Source organism: Zobellella denitrificans (assembly GCF_002237365.1).
In the GTDB taxonomy this organism is placed as follows: domain Bacteria; phylum Pseudomonadota; class Gammaproteobacteria; order Enterobacterales; family Aeromonadaceae; genus Oceanimonas; species Oceanimonas denitrificans.
Map to the genome: position 1 here is coordinate 40,336 of NZ_NMUO01000005.1, position 21,018 is coordinate 61,353.

General features: G+C 64.5%; 17 protein-coding genes. 7 read left to right on the top strand and 10 right to left on the bottom strand.

Annotated features, from left to right (window positions below; translation table 11 throughout):
- Positions 1–8 precede the first annotated feature (8 nt).
- The gene (locus CGX12_RS02235; protein WP_094038268.1) at positions 9–980 is read right to left on the bottom strand and encodes an ABC transporter permease; all 972 of its coding nucleotides are present in this window, start codon (positions 978–980) and stop codon (positions 9–11) included.
- Between the two features lie 46 nt (positions 981–1,026).
- Positions 1,027–2,616, bottom strand: coding sequence for an ABC transporter substrate-binding protein (locus CGX12_RS02240; protein WP_217898102.1), 1,590 nt, complete (start codon positions 2,614–2,616; stop codon positions 1,027–1,029).
- Between the two features lie 268 nt (positions 2,617–2,884).
- Here CGX12_RS02240 and CGX12_RS02245 point away from each other — a divergent pair, with 268 nt between their 5' ends.
- Positions 2,885–4,075 carry an amidohydrolase family protein gene (locus CGX12_RS02245; RefSeq protein ID WP_094038270.1) on the top strand — a complete coding sequence of 397 codons (1,191 nt, stop codon included), beginning with the start codon at positions 2,885–2,887 and terminating at the stop codon, positions 4,073–4,075.
- Between the two features lie 278 nt (positions 4,076–4,353).
- Entirely contained in the window at positions 4,354–5,823 is a 1,470-nt protein-coding gene (locus CGX12_RS02250; RefSeq protein ID WP_094038271.1) for an amidohydrolase family protein, read from the top strand.
- 432 nt (positions 5,824–6,255) lie between these two features.
- On the opposite strand, the gene CGX12_RS02255 is transcribed toward CGX12_RS02250, so the two are convergent.
- The 4 genes from CGX12_RS02255 to CGX12_RS02270 form a co-directional block, all read right to left on the bottom strand.
- Entirely contained in the window at positions 6,256–7,317 is a 1,062-nt protein-coding gene (locus tag CGX12_RS02255) for a succinylglutamate desuccinylase/aspartoacylase family protein (RefSeq protein WP_094038272.1), read from the bottom strand.
- Positions 7,318–7,576: 259 nt separating this feature from the next.
- A complete protein-coding gene (locus CGX12_RS02260) occupies positions 7,577–8,290 on the bottom strand; it encodes a GntR family transcriptional regulator (RefSeq protein WP_094038273.1) in 714 nt (237 codons plus the stop codon).
- 78 nt (positions 8,291–8,368) lie between these two features.
- Positions 8,369–10,381: a UvrD-helicase domain-containing protein gene (locus CGX12_RS02265; RefSeq protein WP_094038274.1), complete on the bottom strand. Its 2,013-nt coding sequence runs from the start codon at positions 10,379–10,381 to the stop codon at positions 8,369–8,371.
- Between the two features lie 2 nt (positions 10,382–10,383).
- Complete coding sequence (locus CGX12_RS02270; protein ID WP_094038275.1) at positions 10,384–10,809, bottom strand: Lrp/AsnC family transcriptional regulator; 426 nt, start codon at positions 10,807–10,809, stop codon at positions 10,384–10,386.
- 140 nt (positions 10,810–10,949) lie between these two features.
- On the opposite strand from CGX12_RS02270, the gene yjeH reads away from it, so the two are divergent.
- The gene (yjeH, locus tag CGX12_RS02275; RefSeq protein WP_094038276.1) at positions 10,950–12,224 is read left to right on the top strand and encodes an L-methionine/branched-chain amino acid transporter; all 1,275 of its coding nucleotides are present in this window, start codon (positions 10,950–10,952) and stop codon (positions 12,222–12,224) included.
- Positions 12,225–12,297: 73 nt separating this feature from the next.
- On the opposite strand, the gene fghA is transcribed toward yjeH, so the two are convergent.
- A complete protein-coding gene (fghA, locus tag CGX12_RS02280) occupies positions 12,298–13,134 on the bottom strand; it encodes an S-formylglutathione hydrolase (protein ID WP_176441981.1) in 837 nt (278 codons plus the stop codon).
- A 132-nt stretch (positions 13,135–13,266) separates the two neighbouring features.
- On the bottom strand, positions 13,267–14,391 hold the full coding sequence (locus tag CGX12_RS02285; protein ID WP_094038278.1) for an S-(hydroxymethyl)glutathione dehydrogenase/class III alcohol dehydrogenase: 1,125 nt from the start codon (positions 14,389–14,391) through the stop codon (positions 13,267–13,269).
- 282 nt (positions 14,392–14,673) lie between these two features.
- On the opposite strand from CGX12_RS02285, the gene CGX12_RS02290 reads away from it, so the two are divergent.
- The 4 genes from CGX12_RS02290 to CGX12_RS02305 all read left to right on the top strand — a co-directional run bounded on the left by CGX12_RS02290 (position 14,674) and on the right by CGX12_RS02305 (position 19,685).
- A complete protein-coding gene (locus CGX12_RS02290) occupies positions 14,674–15,543 on the top strand; it encodes a LysR family transcriptional regulator (protein WP_094038279.1) in 870 nt (289 codons plus the stop codon).
- A gap of 116 nt (positions 15,544–15,659) precedes the next feature.
- Positions 15,660–16,430, top strand: coding sequence for a helix-turn-helix domain-containing protein (locus CGX12_RS02295; RefSeq protein WP_094038280.1), 771 nt, complete (start codon positions 15,660–15,662; stop codon positions 16,428–16,430).
- Between the two features lie 185 nt (positions 16,431–16,615).
- Positions 16,616–18,112, top strand: coding sequence for a sodium/proline symporter PutP (putP, locus tag CGX12_RS02300; protein WP_094038281.1), 1,497 nt, complete (start codon positions 16,616–16,618; stop codon positions 18,110–18,112).
- Positions 18,113–18,230: 118 nt separating this feature from the next.
- Positions 18,231–19,685, top strand: coding sequence for a helicase HerA-like domain-containing protein (locus tag CGX12_RS02305; RefSeq protein ID WP_094038282.1), 1,455 nt, complete (start codon positions 18,231–18,233; stop codon positions 19,683–19,685).
- 286 nt (positions 19,686–19,971) lie between these two features.
- Here the strand turns inward: CGX12_RS02305 and bfr (CGX12_RS02310) are convergent, their stop codons facing one another.
- Together bfr (CGX12_RS02310) and bfr (CGX12_RS02315) are read right to left on the bottom strand one after the other, a co-directional pair.
- A complete protein-coding gene (bfr, locus tag CGX12_RS02310) occupies positions 19,972–20,442 on the bottom strand; it encodes a bacterioferritin (RefSeq protein ID WP_094038283.1) in 471 nt (156 codons plus the stop codon).
- A 10-nt stretch (positions 20,443–20,452) separates the two neighbouring features.
- Positions 20,453–20,917, bottom strand: a complete 465-nt coding sequence (bfr, locus tag CGX12_RS02315; RefSeq protein ID WP_094038284.1) for a bacterioferritin — start codon at positions 20,915–20,917, stop codon at positions 20,453–20,455.
- Positions 20,918–21,018: the final 101 nt, after the last annotated feature.

The following is a 21,018-nucleotide window of genomic DNA, read 5'->3' on the forward strand; positions in this document are numbered from 1 at the left end:
CCTCGTCCTTAATGGTTGCTGGATTTCATGCGCGGATCTATCACCCGGTAGAGGATGTCGACCAGGGTATTGATGCAGATGAAGATCAGGGAGATGAACACCAGATAAGCAGAGATCACCGGTATATCCACGTAGTTCACCGCCTGGATAAACAACAGCCCCATGCCCGGCCACTGGAACACCGTCTCGGTGACCACGGCGAAGGCGATCAGCCCCCCGATCTGCAGGCCGACGATGGTGATCACCGGCAGCAGGGAGTTGCGCAGGGCATGGCCGTAGTTGATGCTGCGCTGGCGGATGCCGCGGGCCTTGGCGAACTTGATGTAGTCGGTGCGCAGCACCTCCTTCATCTCGCTGCGCACCAGGCGCATGATCATGGTGATCATGAACAGCGCCAGGGACAGGGCCGGCAATATGATGGAGGCCCAGCCCGACTTGCTGAACAATCCGGTGCTCCACCAGCCGAGATCCATCACCTCGCCCCGGCCGTGGGACGGCAGCCAGCCCAGCCAGACGGAGAAGATGATGATAAGGGCGATGCCGGCGATAAAGCTGGGCAGCGACACCCCTACCAGGGAAATGGTCTGCACCAGGCTGGTGAGCCACTTGTTGCGCGACAGCGAGACCCAGACCCCCGCCGGCAATCCCACCGCCAGGGAGATGATCACGGCGACGAACACCAGCTCCAGGGTGGCGGGCAACCGCTCGGTGATCAGGTTGAGCACTTCCATCTTGTTGTAGTAGGAAATGCCAAAATCGCCCTGGGCGATGTTGCCCACGAAGCGGGCGTACTGGGTAATGACGGAATCGTTAAGACCCAGCTTTTCCCGCAGCTCTTCCCGCTCCAGCGGGGTGGCGCTCTCGGGCAGCATGTTGTCGACCGGATCGCCGACGAACTGGAACATCACGAAGGCGATCAAGGCCACCGACAGCATCAGCCCGCAGGCCTGGATCAAGCGCTGGATAATAAAAGCCAACATAGTTCACTCCTTTGATGGGAAATGAGGGCCCGCGGGCCCCCTTGTCCTAGTTCAGGCTGGCGTACCAGAGCCGTACCACGTTGTCCGGGTTCTGGGTGATCGACAGCTTGTCGGAGGTCGCCCAGGCCACCGGCTCGAAGTGCAGGGGCAGGAAAGGCAGTTCCTGCTGGGCCAGCGCCAGCACCTCGCCCATCAGATCGGCCCGGATCTGCTGATCCAGCTCGGTGTTGGACTGCTCGATCAGCCGGTCTATGGTGTCGTTCTTGAAGCGGGGGATATTGAAGGCGCCGTAGATGCCGCCGTCGCGGGAGTGGAGCAGTTGCTGGTTGATGCTGTAGGCATCGTACAGGGGCAGGTTGGCCCACCCCAGTACCGCCACGTCGGTACGGCCGTTGTCGCGGATCTGGGAATAGACGCTGCGCGGATGCACGTTGAGGCTGCTGTCGATGCCGATCCGCGCCCAGTAGCGCTGCACCGCCTGGCACCATTGCTCCGCATTGAGGTAGTAGCCCTGCTCGCAGTCGAAGGCCAGCTTGAAGCCCTTCGGGTAGCCGGCCTCGGCCAGCAGCGCCTTGGCCCGCTCGGGATCGTAGCCGAGTTCGACCCCGCGTTCGGCGTCGAAGCCGGCGATGGCCGGGGCCACGAAGGTGTTGGCCACGTCGGTCATGCCGCGCATGATCTTCTTGACGATCGCCTCCCGGTCGATTGCCATGTGCATGGCCTCGCGCACCCGCCGGTCCTGGAGCGGGTTCTTGCCGTCCACATTGCCCGCGTTCAGCTCATCGGCCATGTTCAGGGACAGGAAGATCACCCGCAGCGAGGGCCGGACCATGACCTCCACGCGCTTTTCCTTCTCCAGCCGGGGCAGGTCCTGCAGGGGGACGTCGCTCACCAGATCGAACTCCCCGGCCAGGATGCCGGCCAGGCGGGTAGCGTCGGATGACACCGGCTTGTAGATGATGCGATCGATATTGTGCTGCGCCTGGTCGCCGTTCCACCAGTCCGCATTCTTCACCAGCACCATCTCGGCGTCACGCCGGCGGCTTTCCAGCCGGAAGGGGCCGGTGCCGTTGGTGTTGTTGGTGGCGTAGCCTTCGGTGCCCTTGCTCATGCTGGTGGGCTCCAGCGCCCGGTGCTCTTCCATCCATTCCTTGTCCATCATCAGGATGCCGCTCAGCTCGTTGAGGGCGATGGGAGATTTGGAGCTCAGCCGGATATCGACGGTGTACTCGTCCACCTTCACCGCCTCCTTGATGGAAGAGGCGTTGCCGCGGATGCCGGAGTCCGGGTGGGTGACCCGGGCGATGGAGGCGACCACGTCGTCGGCATTGAAGTCGTTACCGTTGTGGAAGCGGACCCCTTCACGCAGGTAGAAGCGCAGGGTGGTGTCGTCCCGTTGCTCCCAACGGGTGGCCAGGGCCCCTTCCATCTCCAGTTGCTCGTTCCATTGCACCAGGCCTTCATAGATATGGTTCTGGAACGCCAGGGCCGGGGTCGAGGCGAAGGCGTAAGGGTCCAGGGTGGGGATATCCGACTGCTGGGCCCAGCGCACCACCTTTTCCGCCATCGCCGGTTGTGCCATCAGGCTGCACGAAGCCGCCATCAGGCAGGCTGCTACCGTCTTGAGTTTCATCATCTACTACCTTCCCTGTGAGTGAAAAACACCGGCTTGGCCGGCCTGGCAGTCCGGGGGCCGCACTGGCCACACCGGACTTTGTCTGTACGTTAGCTTTGCATCTATTAACAAATCAATATAAAATTGCTAACAATTTACACACCATGTGATATCAATCAAAAAACACAAAGTTACCACTCGGTAAGATGAGTCCAGTCCCGGGCAGCGGATCGCTGCCCTCACTCAAACACAAGGGGTCCGCCTTCGATAGGACCAACAGGGAGCAACCATGACGACCACCCTCATCCGGCAGGTACGCCTCAACGGCCAACAGCAAAGCCGGGACTTGCTGATCGAGCAGGGCCGCATCGGCCGTATCGACCCCCATATCACGCCGCCGCCCGGTGCCCAAGTGGTCGAAGGCGGCCACCGCCTGGCCCTGCCCGGCTTTATCGACGGCCACGCCCATATCGACAAATCCCTGTGGGGCATGGACTGGTATGTCAACGAAGTGCCGCGGGAGTTGCCCGCCATCATCGATAACGAGCGTCGCTTCCGGCGTGAACAGGCGTTCGACAGCCGGCGCCAGTCCGAGCGCATCGCCCGCCAGGCGATTCGCCTGGGCACCACCCATATCCGCACCCATATCGACGTGGACACGGAAATCGGCCTGCGCCATATGGAAGGGGTGCTGGCCACCCGGGACGCCCTGGCCGAGCAGATTTACATAGAGACGGTCTGCTTTCCCCAGAGCGGCCTGCTGGGCCGGCCCGGTACCCGGACATTGATGGAAGAGGCGATCAAACTGGGCGCCGATTATGTGGGCGGCATAGATCCGTCCAGCTTCGAGCGCAATCCGGTGGCCCATCTCGACGCCGTGTTCGAGCTCGCCGCCAAATACGGCAAGGGGGTGGATCTGCACCTGCATGAGCCGGGCGAGCTGGGCGCCTTCTCGGTGGAACTGATGACAGAGCGCACCCGCGCCCTGGGCATGCAGGGCAAGGTCACCATCAGCCACGCCTTTTGCCTGGGCGAGGTGGATCCCGGCTACCAGGATCGGCTGATCGCCGGGCTGGCCGAGGCGGATATCGCCATCGCCACCACGGCCCCCGCCAATCGCCAGGTGCCGCCCTATGAAAAACTGCGCGCCGCCGGGGTCAGGGTGACCGCCGGCAACGACGGCATCCGCGACACCTGGAGCCCCTATGGCAACGGCGACATGCTGCAGCGGGCCATGCTGATGGGGCTGAAATACCGCTGGCGCCAGGACCGGGAGCTGGCTCAGGCGTTGCACGCCATCACCCGGGGCGGCGCCGAGGTGATGGGGCTGAAGGACTACGGCCTGGAAGTGGGCTGCCGGGCGGATCTGGTGCTGCTGGCAGGGCAGGCGGTGGCCGAGGTGATCGCCGAGCCGCCACGGGAGCGCACCGTGTTCAAGGCCGGCCGGCTGGTCGCCGACCGGGGCGAATGCCTGTTCTGACCACTTAAATAACTGATCCAAATAGCGCTACATCGACCGGGCACCGCACGCAGACACGCCGTGAGGATATGACACTCGCGGTTTCAGCCTGCTGCGAACATTCACTGGATGTTCGGTCAGGCTGAAACCACTCGTCACGGCGAGCAAACTCGCCCCCTGGGGGCTCCGTCGCGCCATCCCTGGCGCGAAGGGTCTGCTTAGCAGCCCCGGTCGCTGTCGGCAGTGATCTACTATTCGGAACAGCTAGTTAACACTATATACCGACGGAGTTTCACCCCATGAAAACCATCAAAATGACCGCCCGCTACGTGATCGGCTTCAAGGACGGCGGCCACCATATCTACGAGCAGGGCGAGCTGGTCTACCGCGGCGACAGCGTGCTGTTCGTCGGCCATGGCTACCAGGGCCAGGTCGACGAGACCCAGGACATGGGCAACGCCCTGCTCGGCCCCGGCTTTATCGACCTGGACGCGGTGGCCGACCTGGACTCCACCGTACTGGCCTTCGATCACCAGCCGGGCTGGCAGAAGGGCCGGCTGCCCGCCAGCGACTGGCAGCGACGCGAGACCTACAGCGACGCCGAACTCGACTTCAACAAGCGCTACGCCTTCAGCCAGTTGCTGCTGAACGGCATCACCACCATCGCTCCCATCACCTCCATCCTGTACCGGGAGTGGGCCGAAACCGCCGACGAGTTCCTCCGCGCCGCCGACATCGCCGAGAGCCTGGGCGTACGCGCCTACCTGGGGCCGGCCTATATGTCGGGCTACGGCGTGGTCAACCCGGACGGCAGCCTCGACATGCGTTTCGACGAACAACGGGGGTTGCAGGGACTGGAGCAGGCGGTGCGCTACGTGGAAGAACTGCAGGGCCGCCACGGCGACACCATCAGGGGCATGCTGGCGCCGGACCGGATAGAGGGCTGTACCCCGGAGCTGCTGCGCCAGACCGCCAGCGCCATGCGTGCACTGGACTGCCCGGTGCGGCTGCACAGCTGTCAGGGGCAATTTGAGCTGGACATGGTGCATGAGCTGCACAATGGCATGTCGTCGGTGGAATTGATGGCCGAAAACGGCCTGCTGGATCACCGCCTGCTGCTGCCCCATCTGCAATACCTGGGCGGCAAGCACAGCACACCGGAAAAAGTGGAGCGGGAGCTGGTACTGCTGGGGCAGGCCGGAGCCAATGCGGTGATCTGCCCCATAGTGGCCGGTCGCCACAGCAAGTATTTCCATGGCGTGCGCCAGTTCCGGCAGGCCGGCATCAACCTCAGTCTGGGCACGGATACCTTTCCGCCGGACATGATCCAGAACATGCATATCGGCGCCATCCTGAGCCGGGTGGAAAGCAACGACATCACCGCCGCCTCCGCCGCCGATTACTACAACATGGCCACCCTGGGCGGCGCCCGGGCCCTGGGGCGGGAGGACATCGGCCGGCTCTGCCCGGGCTCCAGGGCCGATATCATGGTGTTCGACTTCGACCGCATCCACACCGGTCAGGTGTTCGATCCCATCACCACCATGGTGATCAACGGTAACGGCCGGGATATCAAGGGAGTGATCGTCAACGGCGACAAGGTGGTATGGGACGGCCAACTGGTCAAGGCCGGGCTGGATGTGCAGGAGCTGCACCACCAGGCTCAGCGCCAGTTCGAGCGGTTCATGACCAGCTACCCAGAGCGCTGCCACCGCCATCCGCCGCTGGCGGAGATCTTCCCGCCCAGCTTTCCGCTGAGCCGGCCATAGACAACACGCCGTGAATCCTCCCTGGCGCGGAGGGCCGGCTTCGCTGCCACCCTTGGTCCTCCCCTTCATCCCGCAGTCGTCTGCCGGACCACCATCAAGCGGCGCCGGGGCTTGCAAAGAGGTGACAGGGATGGCCTCCGCCGACCGTCACCTGCCAGGGGGCGCGAAGCGCCTTGCACCGCCGCCAGCATCGCGAAGCGATGATACGGCGGTTTCCGCGACATTCGGCAGGTGCGAGCCTACAGGGGGCGAGCTTGCTCGCCGTGACGAGCCGTTTCGGCCTGACCGAACCTCCAGTGAATGTTCGCAGCAGGCCGAAACAGCGAGTGTCATATTTTGCGGCGTGTCGGTGGAGGTGGCCCTGTTGCCTCTTCTCTAGGTTGCAACAGACAACAAATAGCCGGTTGGTCGATTTTTAAACTGATCGGTGCGCTAGTACACCACGCTGCCGAGCTGGCTGCCGCTTTCCGCCATGGGGTTCTGGATGATCTGCACCACCACCCCGTCGGCCGGGCTGTGGTACTGTTTCACCTCGTGGCCGAAGGCGTCGTACTGCACGAACATCAGGTCTCCCTTCTTCACCTTGTCCAGCAGTTGCACCTTGGGCACCACGAAACCGCCGAACTCGGCGCGCACGTCCTCCCAGTGCTCGGTTTCCACCGGCAGCTCGGGCTGCATCACCTCGCCTTCGATCAGCTGGATATGGCGCAGGAAGTTGAGGGTGCCGTCCACCGCCCGTTCCACCAGTTCGGGTTCGTACACATCCCTTGCGCCGATCTCCAGGGTAAAGGCCGGTACCCCTATGCCGTTGTAGGCGCCGTCCACCGTGGTCTGGCTCTGGCTGCTGAAGGCCACGTCCACCCCGAACAGCCGGGTCATCTCCTTCACCGCCGGAATGCTGTAGTCGGTGTAGGCGAACAACGGGAAGGTGGTGGGGTTGGCGGTATGCATGTCGATGGCATAGTCCGCATTGTGTTTGAGCAGATCGTTCCAGATGCTGTGGGAATACCGCTGGCCCGAGGTGCGGGTGTCTTCGGTGTTGGCCTGGCGGTTGAGGTTCTCATTGACCTTGACCGGCCCCGAGGGCACGAATTCGCGCACATTGGCGATAAGCCCGGGAATGTTGAACTGGTGCACTATGGTCACGGTGCCCTTCAGCGCCTCTACGGCGAGCCGCTCCTTGACCTTGTGCACGGTGAGATAGGGGTTCATCTCGTTGGCGTGCACCCCGGCCACCAGCATCACCTTCTTGCCCGGTGCTTCCCCCTTCAGCACGCTCACCGGCAGGTAGTAGTGCTGGCCGGCGTTGTTCTGGCCCGCCACCCGAAAGTAGAACTCATGCTGTTTGCCCGGCTCGAGGGAGTCCACATCCAGCCGGGTGATCACCGGCTTGCCCTGGATCATATCGCCGTTGAACCGGGTTTCGGCCAGCACCGGCAAGGTCGAGGTCAGCACGCCCAGGGCACCGCCCCAGATAAGAGGTTTTATGGTCATGATTCTTTCCCTAAGTGAAATAGCCCGAACCAATTGCTAAAAATAAAACAACACAATTGTTAGCAATAAAGTCAGCAAAAAACGTTACACTAAGGTTAACGAATAATAAAGCACTAAATGGAAGCACAACGAAAGCTTGCTTTTGAATTATTCAAAAAAGCAGAATATTTATCTGATCGATACCGCGCGGGGCGCAGGCCCCGCCGCAGGGAGGCCCGGGAAAGGCCCGAATGGGGAGTGAGGAAAGGCGGCAGCCGGCTCAGCGCGGGCCGGTTTCCGCCTCGGTTTGCAGTTCGGCGAACAGCGCCGCCAGATCCAGGCTTTGCTCTTCCTCCTCGGTCAGCTCCAGGCTGGCCTCCAGGTGTTCCAGGTGGCGGCGCATGGACAGGGCGGCCGTGTCGGCCTCCCCCGCCGCCACCAGATCCAGCAGCTTGCCGTGCTCTTCACAATGGCAGTGGTGGGCGTTTCTGTCTTTCTGGTACATGCTGACGATAAGCGAGGTCTTGGCGATCATCCGTTCCAGCACCTCCACCAGCAGGCGGTTGCCGCCGAGCCTGGCCAGTTCGATATGAAAGCGGGCGGCGCAGTCCACCGCCGCCGGCCGCCGGCCCTCCTCGACCGCCCGCCGCTCTTCTTCTATCAGCGCCCGGAGCGGGGCCAGCTCGCCCCGCCGCTCGCCCCGGGCGGCCAGGGCCACCGCCTCCTCTTCCAGGATGCGGCGCATGGCAAACACTTCGGCCGCCTCCTGCTGGCTGGGACAGGCCACGGTGGCTCCCCGGTTGGCGGCGATGGCCACCAGCCCCTGATGGCTGAGTTCCAGCAGGGCGGCGCGCACATGGTTGCGGTTGGCGCCCAGCGCCTCGGACAGCCGGGTTTCCACCAGCCGGGTGCCCGGCGCCAGCCGCTGCTCCAGGATGGCGCGGGAAATGATACCGACGATACGCTGGATTTCCCTTCGCTTGATACTGGGCACTTTCCCTCCCGGAATGCATAAATTTTCATGTAAAAAAGATTAACAAAACCGCCGGACCGGCTCCAGCGCCTTGTTACCCTAGCCCCAGCGGCTGACGCCGGGGTAGCCGCCGTCGAGCAGCTCCTTGACGAACACCGAGGGGATCTGCCGATCCGCCAGCAGGAACACCTGATCCCGGGCCCGGGTCAGCCCCACATAGAACAACCGGCGCTCCTCGGCATGGGGGAAGGCTTCCTCCTCCGGCAGCAGCAACTCCAGCAGGCTGGGGCCGCTCTTGTCGGGGGGAAAGCCGTAACGTCCCCGCACCAGGCCCAGCAGGATCACGCAGTCCGCCTCCTTGCCCTTGGCGCCGTGCAGGGTCTGGGCCTCCAGCCGGAGATCCGGGAAGCGCCGGCGCCAGCCCGCCAGCTGGGACTCGTCCGGCAAGCTGAAACGGAAGCGGGCCAGCAGGTAGACGGAGGCGTCCGGCCGCTGGGCCGCGATCTGCCCCAGCAGCCGGGTCACCGCGTCCATCTGGCTGTCGTGCTCCACCGGCAGCACGTGCACGCAGGGGCCCTCGCTGCGTTTGTGGGTACCCAGGGTTTTGGGCAACTGGCCGGGGTTGCGGGTCACGAAGCGGCTGGCCACCTGCTCGATACGGTTGTTGAAGCGGAAGGTCTGGTCCAGGACGGTGATCCGGCTGGCGCCGAAGTGGTCCGCAAAGCGGGTGGTCAGCGACACATCGGCGCCGCTGAAGCGGTAGATGGCCTGCCAGTCGTCCCCCACGCAGAACAGGGAAAGCCCGGGGGCCGCATCGCGCAGGGCCTTGAGCAGCTCGGCCCGGGGCGCGGAAATGTCCTGGAACTCGTCCACCAGCACATGGCGCCAGGGCACCTCGAACCGGCCCTGGCGCACATAATGGGTGGCCTTTTCGATCATGTCGTCGAAGTCGATGTCGCCCCGCTCGCGCAGCTGCGCCTGGTAACGGTGCAGCAGCGGCCGCACCAGGGCCAGTTGCTCGGCCTGATCCGGGGTCAGTTCGACGGGATCCGGCTCGCCATAGAGCTTGAGTGCCGCCACCAGCGGTGCCCATTCCCGCGCCAGCCGCATGAAATCCGGCCGGGGCACCACCTGGAAGCGGTGGCGGCGCAGCCAGTCGAGCAGCCGCTCGCCGTAGGCCGGATCCTCCTGCCCGAACTGCTCCAGCCAGGCGGCGAAGGCGCCCTGGCGGGCCCGCTCGTCCTGGGCCAACGGGCTCAGGGGCGGGGTGCGCCCCTCCACCCGGGACAGTATCATCAGCCCCAGGGCATGAAAGGTGCTGACCTTGACCGGAGTGGTCTCGGGCCGGCGCGCCAGCCGCTCGGCCATTTCCGCCGCCGCCTCGTTGCCGAAGGCCAGCAGCAGCAGTTCGTCGGCCCGGGCCTGGCGCGACGCCAGCAGAAAGGCGGCCCGCGCCGCCATCACGCTGGTCTTGCCGCAGCCGGCCCCGGCCAGCACCAGGTTGTGGTCTTCGTCCACCACGCAGGCCAGGCGCTGGGCCGGGGTCAGCGGATGGGCTTCCAGGCCGTCGAACAGGGCAGTATGCTCGGCCAGGGCCTGCCGGCAATAATCCTGGCAGCACTGCTCCCACCAGGCCTCGTCCGCCGCCTGCAGCGTGGCCACCAGCTCGAACGCCGCCCGGGCCCGGTCGTCCAGCGTCTCGGGCGGCGGACAGGCGGACCAGTCCACCGCCTCCCCGGCCACCAGCGCCTGCAGCCGCCGCCAGCGGGAATGGCGCAGGTAGCCGGCGTCCAGCAGCCCCAGGCATTGCTCCGCCAGGGGCAGCACCCGGTTCGCATGATATCGGTACCAGCCCAGGGTGACCGCCTCGGCCAGGGGTTCGGCCACCACCCGGGGCAGCCAGCCCAGCTCGATATCGCCCTGGGTGCAGAACAGCCGCAGCCGGTACAGGCGGCGGGCTTCCTCCAGCCGGGGCGGCGCGCTCAGTTCGTGCCAGCCGAGCCCGTGGCGCTCGCGCTTGAGGTGCAGCACCAGGCCGTCCGCGGTCAGCTCGGTGGCCAGGAAGGGATGGTTGAACCAGGGCGCCAGCCAGTGGGCCTTGTATATCTGCATGCTCACCCCAGGTTGTTGATAAGCTCGGACAAGATCATGTGGGTTTTCACCGTCTTGATATTGGGCATGTTCTCGATCTGGCCGCGCACCTCATCCAGCCGGATCATGGAGGCCGCCTCCACATACACCAGCATGTCGGTCTCGCCGCTGATGGTGTAGCACAGCTTCACCTCGGGCATGGCGCGCAGCAGGGCGGCGTATTGCTCGCAGCGGTGCACATGATAATGCAGCTCGAAATAGGCGCGCACGGCGCCGCCGCCCCCGCCGATGCGGGCGTGATAGCCGCGGATGATGCCCCGCTCCTCCAGCTGGCGGATGCGCTCGGACACCGCCGAGCGGGACAGGCTCACCTCGCGGGCGATGCTCGCCACCGCCATGCGGGCATTGGCCGCCAGCAGGGCCACTATCTGTCGATCGAATTTGTCCACCCGAAGCCTTTCTCCCACCCGCCGGCGAAACGGCGGCACAAAGCGACGAACTGCCGCCGGCAAACGGCGTTTTGCAGCGTCGGAATCTGATGCGTGGGCGCTAATATATCAGAATTCTCAGGCACGGAATCGAAACTAAAATGGCGCGTTTGAACAAGGAACTGGGGCTGGCCCATGGCACCGGCATGATGGCCACCTCATTGCTCGGCACCGGCATCTTCGTGGTGCCGGCGGTGGCCGCCAGCATCGCCGGCCCGGGCTCGCTGTGGGCCTGGCTGGGGTTGATACTGCTGGTGCTGCCGGTGGCGTTCAGCTTTGCCCGCCTGGGCCAGTGTTTTCCCCACGCCGGTGGCGCGCCGCACCTGATCGGCCGGGGCCTGGGCGCGCCCATGGAAAAACTGGCCGCCTTCCTGTTCCTGGCGGTGTTGCCGGTCGGCATTCCCGCCGCTCTCACCCTCACCGCCGGCTTCTGGCACGCCCTGTTCGATCTTTCCGCCGGCGGCGATCTGCTGGTGCAGCTCGGCACCCTGGGGCTTATCCTGCTGCTCGGCAGCCGCAAGACCCGGGCCTCCGGCCTGGTGCAGGTGCTGATTGCGCTGGCCATAGTGCTGCTGTTGCTGGCCATCTGGTGGGCCGGCGGTCTGCTGGCGGCGCCGCCCGCCCTGCCGCCCCTCGCCCAGATGCAATGGGGCCTGCTGCCCGCCGCCCTGGGAGTGATGTTCTGGTGCTTCGTGGGGCTGGAAGCCTTTACCCATATGGGAGAAGAGTTCAAAAATCCCCGGCGGGACTTTCCCCTGGCGCTGCTGTTCGGGGTGCTGCTGGCCGGGCTGGTGTACCTGGGCTGTGCCCTGGCGGTGCTCCGCTTCGGGATGTTCGGTGATGAGCTGGCCAACACCACCTCCATTCCCACCCTGATGGCCGGGCTGTTCGGCGAGGGCGGGCGCTGGGCGGCGGCGCTGGTGGGCTACCTGGCCTGCTTCGCCAGCATCAATATCTATATCCAGGGATTCGCCCGGCTGCTGTGGAGCCTGGCGGACGAGGGCAAGCTGCCCGCGAGCCTGGCCCGCCTCAACCGCAACGGCGCGCCGCTGCGCGCCCTGGCCTGGGTGATCGGCGTCTGCGCCCTCTGCGTGCTGGCCGCCTGGCTGTTCCGGCTGCCGCTGGATACCCTGATCCGCTACGCCAACGGCAACTTCATCCTGGTCTACCTGCTCGCCATGGTGGCGGGAGTCAGGCTGCTCACCGGTCCCTGGCGCGCCCTGGCGGCCCTGGCCAGCCTGCTCTGCCTGGGGGTGCTGCTCTCGCTCGGGCCGGAGGCGGGCTACGCCCTGGCCCTGGGCACCGGCTTTGTGGCCTGGCGCGCCCGGCGCCGGAAAAAGCGGCGCCAGCCACTGCCCCCGCAGACTCCGGCCTGAAGGGATCTCGTTCGGCTTAATGGGAGCGCAGCTTTTGCGCTCCACAGGAAGGGCAGCTCATTGGCGTTACTGCTCAGCGGCCCAGATGACGGGCGTGGAAGCGCAGGTGGTCTTCGATAAAGCTGGCGATAAAGTAGTAGCTGTGGTCGTAGCCCGGTTGCAGGCGCAGGGTCAGTGCGGCGCCGGCATGTTCGGCGGCAGCCTTGAGCGCTTGCGGTTTGAGCTGCTCGGCCAGGAAGTTGTCGGCCTCGCCCTGGTCCACCAGCATCGGCAGCGGGCAGCCTTTCTCCCTGAGCAACAGGCTGGCGTCGTACTGGGCCCAGGCGGCCTTGTCCTCGCCCAGGTAGGCGGTGAAGGCCTTCTGCCCCCAGGGACAGTCGCTCGGGTTGGAGATGGGCGCAAAGGCCGACACCGAGACGAAGCGTGCCGGGTTGCGCAGGGCCAGCACCAGGGCGCCGTGGCCGCCCATGGAATGGCCGCTGACAGCGCGCCGGCCGTCGAGCGGCAGCTCGGCCTCCACCAGCGCCGGCAGCTCGTTCAGCACATAGTCGTACATGCGATAGTGCCGGCGCCAGGGCGCTTCGGTGGCGTTCACATAGAAGCCGGCGCCCAGGCCCAGATCGTAGGCGCCGTTGTCGTCGTCCGGCACCCCTTCGCCGCGTGGGCTGGTGTCGGGGATGATCAGCGCCAGCCCAAGCTCGGCGGCCACCCGCTGGGCGCCGGCCTTGGTGGAGAAATTCTCGTCGGTACAGGTGAGGCCCGACAGCCAGTACAGTGCCGGCACCGGCCCCTGCTCCGCCTGGGGCGGCAGGAACACGGAAAACTGCATGCTGCAGTTGAGGCTTTGGGATTCATGCTGGTAGCGGATCTGGCGGCCGCCGAAGCATTTTTGCTCTTGTAGCAGTTGCATTGCACCTCCTATCGGAGAGCTATAAGCCATAAGCTGTCCGCTGTAAGTAGCCCCGGCATGGCTTGCAGACACAGCGCGGTGCCTGCAGCCATGATGTTCGTCTTACAGCTTAAAGCTGATAGCCTACAGCTATCACTTGTTGTACAGGATCACCGAGCGGATGGACTTGCCTTCGTGCATCAAATCGAAGGCGTGGTTGATGTCGTCCAGGCCCATGGTATGGGTGATGAAGGTGTCCAGTTCGAACTCGCCGTTCAGGTACTGCTCGACGATGCCGGGCAGTTGGGAGCGTCCCTTCACGCCGCCGAAGGCGCTGCCGCGCCAGACCCGGCCGGTCACCAGTTGGAAGGGTCGGGTGGAGATCTCGGCGCCCGCCGGAGCCACGCCGATGATCACCGACTCGCCCCAGCCCTTGTGGCAGCACTCCAGGGCCGAGCGCATCACCTTGACGTTGCCGATGCACTCGAAGGAGAAGTCCACGCCGCCGTCGGTCATCTCCACGATCACGTCCTGGATCGGTTTGTCGAACTTGCTGGGGTTGACGCAATCGGTGGCGCCCAGCTTTTTGGCGATCTCGAACTTGTCCTCGTTGATGTCGATGGCGATGATGCGCCCGGCCTTGGCCTGCACCGCGCCGATGATCACCGCCAGGCCGATGCCGCCCAGGCCGAACACGGCGACGGTGTCACCCGGCTGTACCTTGGCGGTGTTCTTCACCGCGCCCATGCCGGTGGTCACGCCGCAGCCCAGCAGGCACACCTTTTCCAGCGGCGCTTCCGGGCTTATCTTGGCCAGGGAGATCTCCGGCACCACGGTATATTCGGAGAAGGTGGAGCAGCCCATGTAGTGGTAGATGGGCTGGCCGTCCTTGGAGAAGCGGGTGGTGCCGTCGGGCATCAGGCCCTTGCCCTGGGTGGCACGCACCGCCTGGCACAGGTTGGTCTTGCCGGATTTGCAGAACTTGCACTCGCCGCACTCGGCGGTGTACAGCGGGATCACGTGATCGCCCACCTGCAGGCTGGTCACGCCTTCGCCCACCGCTTCCACTATGCCCGCGCCCTCGTGGCCGAGGATGGCCGGGAACACCCCTTCGGCGTCGTCGCCGGACAGGGTGTAGGCGTCGGTGTGGCAGACGCCGGTGGCGACGATGCGCACCAGTACCTCGCCCTTCTGGGGCGGCATCAAATCCACTTCCTCGATGCTGAGCGGCTTGCCCGGCTCCCAGGCCACGGCGGCGCGGGTTTTGATCATGTCCATGCTTGGCTCCTGTTGGATAAAACGGGCACTGCCCGTAGGGCCCATTTCAATGGGCCATCACTGCCGGTCGACTGAAGTCGACCCTACAAGTCGGTCCGGGTTTCACCGTCGCCCCCGCGAAGCTGGGGATCCATTCCACGGCACTGCGCCGTTATCATGGCTTCCCGCCTTCGAGGGAATGACGACGGAGCGCGAGAACGCGCCGAAACTTTCCTGATTGTATTACACCGCCGAGCCGCGATAATGGCGCTTGGGACAAATGATTTTTACTGCTGGGTAATAATGACCAACTGGGACGGTATCAACGAATTCATCAGCGTGGTGGAAACCGAAAGCTTCACCGCCGCCGCCCGCCGGCTGGAGGTGTCGGTCGCCCATGTCAGCCGGCGCATCAGTCAGCTGGAAGACCGGCTGGGCGCCAAACTGCTGTATCGCACCACCCGCAAGCTGCGGCTCACCGAGGTGGGCCAGCTCTACTACCGCCACACCCGCAAGGTGCTGGACGAGCTGGCCGAGGCCGAGCGCCTGGTCAGCGCCATGGAGGGCAACCCGGTGGGCAGGCTGCGCATCACGGCCCCCGTCTATTATGGCGAGCGCTTCCTGGCGCCCCTGGTCAACGACTTCCTGCTGCTGTATCCGGCGCTGGAGCTGGATCTGGTGCTCACCAACCAGACGGTGGATCTGGTGCAGGAAGGTTTCGACCTGGCCATCCGCCTCGGCACCCTGGACTCCTCCTCCCTGATGTGCCGCAAGCTGGCCCGGCGCACCCAGTATCTGTGCGCCTCCCCCGCTTATCTCGCCGGGCACGGCACCCCCGCCACCCTGGCCGACCTGAGCCGGCACAGGTGCCTGGCGGGCACGGTGGATCACTGGCGCTTCGTGGAACAGGGCCAGCCCAGGAGCTTTCGCCTGGGCAGCGGCTGGCACTGCAACTCGGGCCTGGCGCTGAAGGACGCCGCCTTGAAGGGGCTCGGCATAGTGCAGTTGCCCGACTACTATGTGCAGGAAGAACTGGGCCGGGGTGAGCTGGTCAGCCTGCTGGACCAGTACCGGTTGCCGGACGACGGCATCTGGGTGCTCTACCCCCACAACCGCCACCTCTCTCCCAAGGTGCGGCTGCTGGTGGATTTTCTGGTGGAAAGGCTGGGGTAATGCCGGGCAGGTGCCGCAGCCGCCATACCGCCGGTGCCATGGAGCCCGGTCGGCTTAGGGTGTACAATTGGCGTCTTTATGAACGCCGACCGCCCTCCAACGCGAAGGAAAGTCCCATGCCTGCTTTTAAGCCCTTTGAAATCATGGCATTGCCCACCGAAATGGCCCATCACCAGCATCACTACAACCAGATAGTGATAGGCCTTAACGGCCAGACCGAGTTCGATATCGGCGGCAACGGCAGCCTGATGGGGCCGGGCCAGGGTTGCCTGGTGTCGTCGGAGCAGGACCACGCCTTCGGCGGCCGGGGCAGCAACGCCATACTGGTGGTCAACCTGTCCCTCAATCCGGTGCCCGTGGTGCCCGGCCAGGAAGAGCGCCTGACCTGCCTGTTCGACAAGCCCCGCTACTTCCAGCTGGCGCCCCAGGCGCAGCAGCTGGTGTCGGTGCTCAGCCACGAGATGCGTGCCAACCCGGACGATCACCTGCTCGGCCAGGCCTGCGCCCACACCCTGCTGTGCGCCCTGCACCGGCACATGGCCTTTCCCCGCCTGCAGCCCAGGACCAAGCGCCTCAACCTGGAGGTGATCGACGCCTACATCGCCCAGCACCTGGGCCGCAAGATCACCGTGGCCCAGCTAGCCGGCTGCGCTTTCCTGGGCGAAAGCCAGTTCCACCTGCTGTTCAAGGAGCAGACCGGGCTGTCCCCCTACCAGTACGTGCTGGAAAAACGCCTGGCCGAGGCCAGGCGCCTGCTGGTGGACAGCCAGCACAGCCTGGCCTATATCGCCCAGCACTGCGGCTTTTCCAGCCAGAGCCTGTTCACCCAGGTGTTCTCGAGCCGGTTCGACCTCTCGCCTTCCCGCTACCGCAAGCTGCACCGCTGATCACCCTTCTCGCAGCGGCGGAGTTTTCCTAAAAAATAACGCAGAAAAGCAAAAGACCCGGGCTGTCGTTCCCCCTACTATCCTTGTTAAGTAACAAAAGCTTAACCATGGCGGCCCAGCCCCGTGGCCAATCCCACACTGCGATGTAACAGAAAGAACAGGAATCCATCCTGGAGGAACAGGGAATGATTGAATCCAACTTTGCCATCACCGGCACCTTTATCGTTTATCTTATCGGCATGATGGCCATCGGCTATTACGCCTACAAGCGCACCGCCAACTCGGCCGACTACTTTCTCGGTGGCCGCTCCCTGGGTCCCTGGCCTTCCGCCATTTCCGCCGGCGCCTCGGACATGAGCGGCTGGCTGCTGCTGGGTCTGCCCGGCTACGCCTATGCCGCCGGCATCGAATCCTTCTGGCTGGCCGGCGGCCTGCTGCTGGGTACCTGGGCCAACTGGCTGTTCTGCGCCAAGCGGTTGCGCACCTACACCCTGGAAGTGAATAACGCCATTACCATTCCCGAATACCTGGCCCGCCGCTTCGAAGACAAGTCCAAGCTGTTGCAGACCATTTCCGCCCTGTTCATCCTGCTGTTCTTCCTGTTCTACACCAGCTCCGGCCTGGTGGCCGGCGGCAAGCTGTTCGAAACCGTGTTCGGCCTGGACTACAGCGTGGCGGTGATCATCGGCACCCTCTGCATCGTGTCCTATACCCTGTTCGGCGGCTTCCTGGCCGTGTCCTGGACCGACCTGGTACAGGGCCTGCTGATGGCCGCCGCCCTGCTGATCGTGCCCATCGCCGCCATGGATGGGGGCTTCGGCCAGTTGAACACCGATCTGCACAACCTCAACCCCGAGCTGCTGACCCTGTGGAACGATGTGAAGGGCGAGCCGCTGTCCGCCATCGCCATCATCTCCCTGGCGGCCTGGGGTCTGGGCTACTTCGGCCAGCCCCATATCCTGGCGCGCTTCAATGCCACCCGCAGCAACAAGGACATCACCACCGCCCGCCGCATCGCCGTCACCTGGAGCTTCCTGTCCATGGCCGGCGCCCTGATGGTGGGCATGGTCGGCCTGCTGTATGTGCAGAACAGCACGGGCGGCGAGCTGGCCGATCCGGAAACCATCTTTATGGTGCTGGTCAACGCCATCTTCCATCCGGTGATCGCCGGCATCCTGCTGGCTGCCATCCTGGCCGCCATCATGAGTACCGCCGACTCCCAGCTGCTGGTGTCCTCCTCCGCCCTGGCGGAAGACTTCTACAAGCAGGTGTTCAACCCCAGCGCCAGCTCCGAGAGCATCGTCAACGTGGGCCGTTTCGCGGTGATCGCCCTGTCGGTGGTCGCCCTGATGCTGGCCTTCAACCCCGACAGCACCGTGCTGGGCCTGGTGTCCTACGCCTGGGCCGGCTTCGGCGCCGCCTTCGGCCCCGCCCTGCTGTTCAGCCTGTACTGGCGCGACATGAACCGCAACGGCGCCCTGGCCGGCGTGCTGGTGGGCGGCATTACCGTGGTGGTGTGGAAGCAGCTTAACGGCGGCATCTTCGATATCTATGAAATCGTCCCCGGCTTTATCCTCGCCTCCGTCGCCATCGTCGCGGTGAGCAAGCTGACCGGCGCCCCCGCCGCCTCCGTGACCCAAACCTTCGACAACTACCAGAAGAGCCTCGACACCCTGGACTAAGACACAGGTCAGCCATCCCTCCCAAGCCCGGCAGCCGCCGGGCTTTTGTTTCTTCCCCCCTCCCACACCCCGTAAATTGGCTAAGCTTGTGGCTATCCGTTCTCAACCGGGCCCATCCATGAGCACAGCACCGCTTTACCTCGGCAGTACCCACGAACACGCTCCCGTCCGGCTGCGGTTGGCCATGGCCAACCGTCACGGGCTCATTACCGGCGCCACCGGCACCGGCAAGACGGTCACCCTGCAACGGCTGGCGGAAAGCTTCTCCCACGCCGGTACCCCGGTGTTCCTGGCCGACGTCAAGGGCGACCTGTCCGGCCTGGCCGCTCCCGCCGACCCCGGCGGCAAGGTTGCCGAGCGGCTGGCCCGGCTGGGGGTGGAGGACTACCAGCCCCGCCCCTGTCCTACCCTGTTCTGGGACATGTTCGCCACCCGGGGCCACCCGGTGCGGGCCACCATCTCCGAACTGGGTCCCCTGCTGCTGGCCCATATACTGGAACTCAACGATACCCAGAGCGGCCTGCTCTATGCCTGTTTCCGCATCGCCGACGACGAGGGCCTGCTGCTGCTCGACCTCAAGGATCTGCGCGCCCTGCTCGGCTGGGTGGCGGACAACGCCAAAGCCCTGGCCGGGCGCTACGGCAACCTGCCCGCCAACAGCCTGGGGGCCATCCAGCGCCGGCTGCTGGTGCTGGAGCAGGACGGCAGCGGCCACTTCTTCGGCGAGCCCTCGCTCAATCTGCGGGATCTGATGCAACGGGATTTTTCCGGCCAGGGGGTGGTCAGCATCCTCGACGCCACCCGGCTGATGCAAAGCCCCCGGCTCTACGCCAGCTTCCTGCTCTGGTTATTGAGCGAGCTGTTCGAGACGCTGCCGGAGCTGGGCGATCCGCCCCAGCCGGTGCTGGTGTTTTTCTTCGACGAGGCGCACCTGCTGTTCAACTCGGCCCCCAGGCCATTGCTGGAAAAAATAGAGCAACTGGTGCGCTTGATCCGCTCCAAGGGGGTGGGTGTCTATTTCATCACCCAGAGTCCGCTGGATATCCCCGACACCGTGCTGGGCCAGCTCGGCAACCGGGTCCAGCACGCCCTGCGCGCCTTCACCCCACGGGACGAACAGGCGGTCAGGGCCGCCGCGCGCACCTTTAGGGCCAACCCGGCCTTCGATACCCAGGCCGCCATCACCACCCTCGGCGTGGGCGAGGCCCTGGTGTCGGTGCTGGACGAAAAGGGGGCGCCCACCCCGGTGGAGATCACCCTGATCTGCCCGCCCGAGTCCCGTATAGGCCCCCTGACGGCGGAAGAACACCAGGCCCGGCTCGCACAGTCGCCCCTGGCCGGGCGCTACGACCAGGTGCTGGATCGGGAGTCGGCATTCGAGCTGCTGGAGCGGCGCCTGGCGCAACAGGCGGCACCGCCGGCGCCGCAACCCCAGGACGGGGCGCCCCGCCGTGCCGGCAACCGGGATTCGCTGCTGGAAAGCGTGGCCAAGAGCACCCTGCGCAGCATCGGCAGCCAACTGGGCCGGCGCATCGCCCGGGGCCTGCTGGGATCCCTGCTGGGCGGTAAATAGCCCGGCCCACACACCGAGCGGAAAGCCGAGGCGGGAGCGCAGGCGGCCTCCCAAGACCCGCACTTCAGACTGCCGACAAACCGTCGAATGACGCTGTTGTCACTCCCGCAAAGCGCGGAGTCCAGTGCAACATATCGTGGTTCTCAGCCGCTGCGATGACGTGTAGGGTCGACGTCAGCCGACCAAAAATCCGGCGTAGGTCCACTGAAAGTAGACCTACGGGAGGGGGGATTGGAACCTTTGTCCAATCCCCATGTTATGGTAGATGCGGGAGTATTAAGAGGGATCAGCCCATCTGGGACTGGAGGTAGTTGGGCAGGCCTATCCTGTCGATCAGGCCCAGTTGCTGCTCCAGCCAGTGGGTATGGTCGTGCTCGGTGTCTTCCAGCAGTTGCAGCAGCATGTCGCGGCTCTGGTAGTCGTGCTCCTGCTCGCACAGGGCCATGGCCTTGCGCAGATCCTCGATCACCTTGTATTCCAGCGCGAGATCGTTCTTCAGCATGGCGGGCACGTCCCTGCCGACCTGGATCGGCACCCGGGTGACCATGTCGGGAGTGCCTTCCAGGAACAGGATACGCTCGATCAACTTGGCGGCGTGGCCCTTCTCATCCTCGAACTCGTGGTCGATGCGCTCGAACAGCTTTTTCAGGCCCCAGTCGTCGTACATGCGGGAATGGATAAAGTACTGATCCATGGCGCTCAGTTCGCCGGCCAGCAGCTCGTTCAGGGCCGCGATAATCTTCGGATTGCCTTTCATCTGGTTCCCCTTACAGTTGCGACTGTTGGTAGTTCTCGATGCCGACCTTGGCGACAAGGCCGAGCTGGGTATCGATCCAGTCCAGGTGGCCCTCTTCGTATTCCTCGATGTCGGTGAGCAGTTCCCGGGACACATAGTCCTGTACCGACTCGCAGTAGGCGATGGCGTCCTTCAGCACCACCAGTTGCTCCTCCACCTGCCGCAGATCGCACCGCAGCATCTCCTCGGTGGTCTCGCCGATGTACAGACGGTTGAGGTGCTGCAGGTTGGGCAGCCCCTCGAGGAACAGGATGCGCTCGATAAGGGCGTCGGCCTGCTTCATGTCCTTGATGGATTTCTTGTACTCGCGCTCGTCCAGCTCGTGCAGGCCCCAGTTCTTGAACATGCGGGCGTGCAGGAAATACTGGTTGATGGAGGTGAGCTCAATGCTCAGCACCTGGTTCAGGTACTCGATGACTTTTGTATCGCCTTTCATAACCCTTCTCCCCATGAATTCCGCTGGCAATGATAGACGCTTGTCGTCCGCTCCGCAAATCCAAATGAGACTTAACCCATTGATTTAGCTTGAATAACGTA

Coding starts and splice junctions, on each gene's coding strand:
- CGX12_RS02240 (WP_217898102.1), bottom strand. CDS start 2,616: ATGATGAAACTCAAGACGGTAGCAGCCTGCCTGATGGCGGCTTCGTGC.
- yjeH (WP_094038276.1), top strand. CDS start 10,950: ATGGCGCGTTTGAACAAGGAACTGGGGCTGGCCCATGGCACCGGCATG.
- bfr (WP_094038284.1), bottom strand. CDS start 20,917: ATGAAAGGCGATACAAAAGTCATCGAGTACCTGAACCAGGTGCTGAGC.
- fghA (WP_176441981.1), bottom strand. CDS start 13,134: ATGCAACTGCTACAAGAGCAAAAATGCTTCGGCGGCCGCCAGATCCGC.
- CGX12_RS02305 (WP_094038282.1), top strand. CDS start 18,231: ATGAGCACAGCACCGCTTTACCTCGGCAGTACCCACGAACACGCTCCC.
- bfr (WP_094038283.1), bottom strand. CDS start 20,442: ATGAAAGGCAATCCGAAGATTATCGCGGCCCTGAACGAGCTGCTGGCC.
- CGX12_RS02290 (WP_094038279.1), top strand. CDS start 14,674: ATGACCAACTGGGACGGTATCAACGAATTCATCAGCGTGGTGGAAACC.
- CGX12_RS02295 (WP_094038280.1), top strand. CDS start 15,660: ATGCCTGCTTTTAAGCCCTTTGAAATCATGGCATTGCCCACCGAAATG.
- putP (WP_094038281.1), top strand. CDS start 16,616: ATGATTGAATCCAACTTTGCCATCACCGGCACCTTTATCGTTTATCTT.
- CGX12_RS02265 (WP_094038274.1), bottom strand. CDS start 10,381: ATGCAGATATACAAGGCCCACTGGCTGGCGCCCTGGTTCAACCATCCC.
- CGX12_RS02255 (WP_094038272.1), bottom strand. CDS start 7,317: ATGACCATAAAACCTCTTATCTGGGGCGGTGCCCTGGGCGTGCTGACC.
- CGX12_RS02285 (WP_094038278.1), bottom strand. CDS start 14,391: ATGGACATGATCAAAACCCGCGCCGCCGTGGCCTGGGAGCCGGGCAAG.
- CGX12_RS02245 (WP_094038270.1), top strand. CDS start 2,885: ATGACGACCACCCTCATCCGGCAGGTACGCCTCAACGGCCAACAGCAA.
- CGX12_RS02250 (WP_094038271.1), top strand. CDS start 4,354: ATGAAAACCATCAAAATGACCGCCCGCTACGTGATCGGCTTCAAGGAC.
- CGX12_RS02235 (WP_094038268.1), bottom strand. CDS start 980: ATGTTGGCTTTTATTATCCAGCGCTTGATCCAGGCCTGCGGGCTGATG.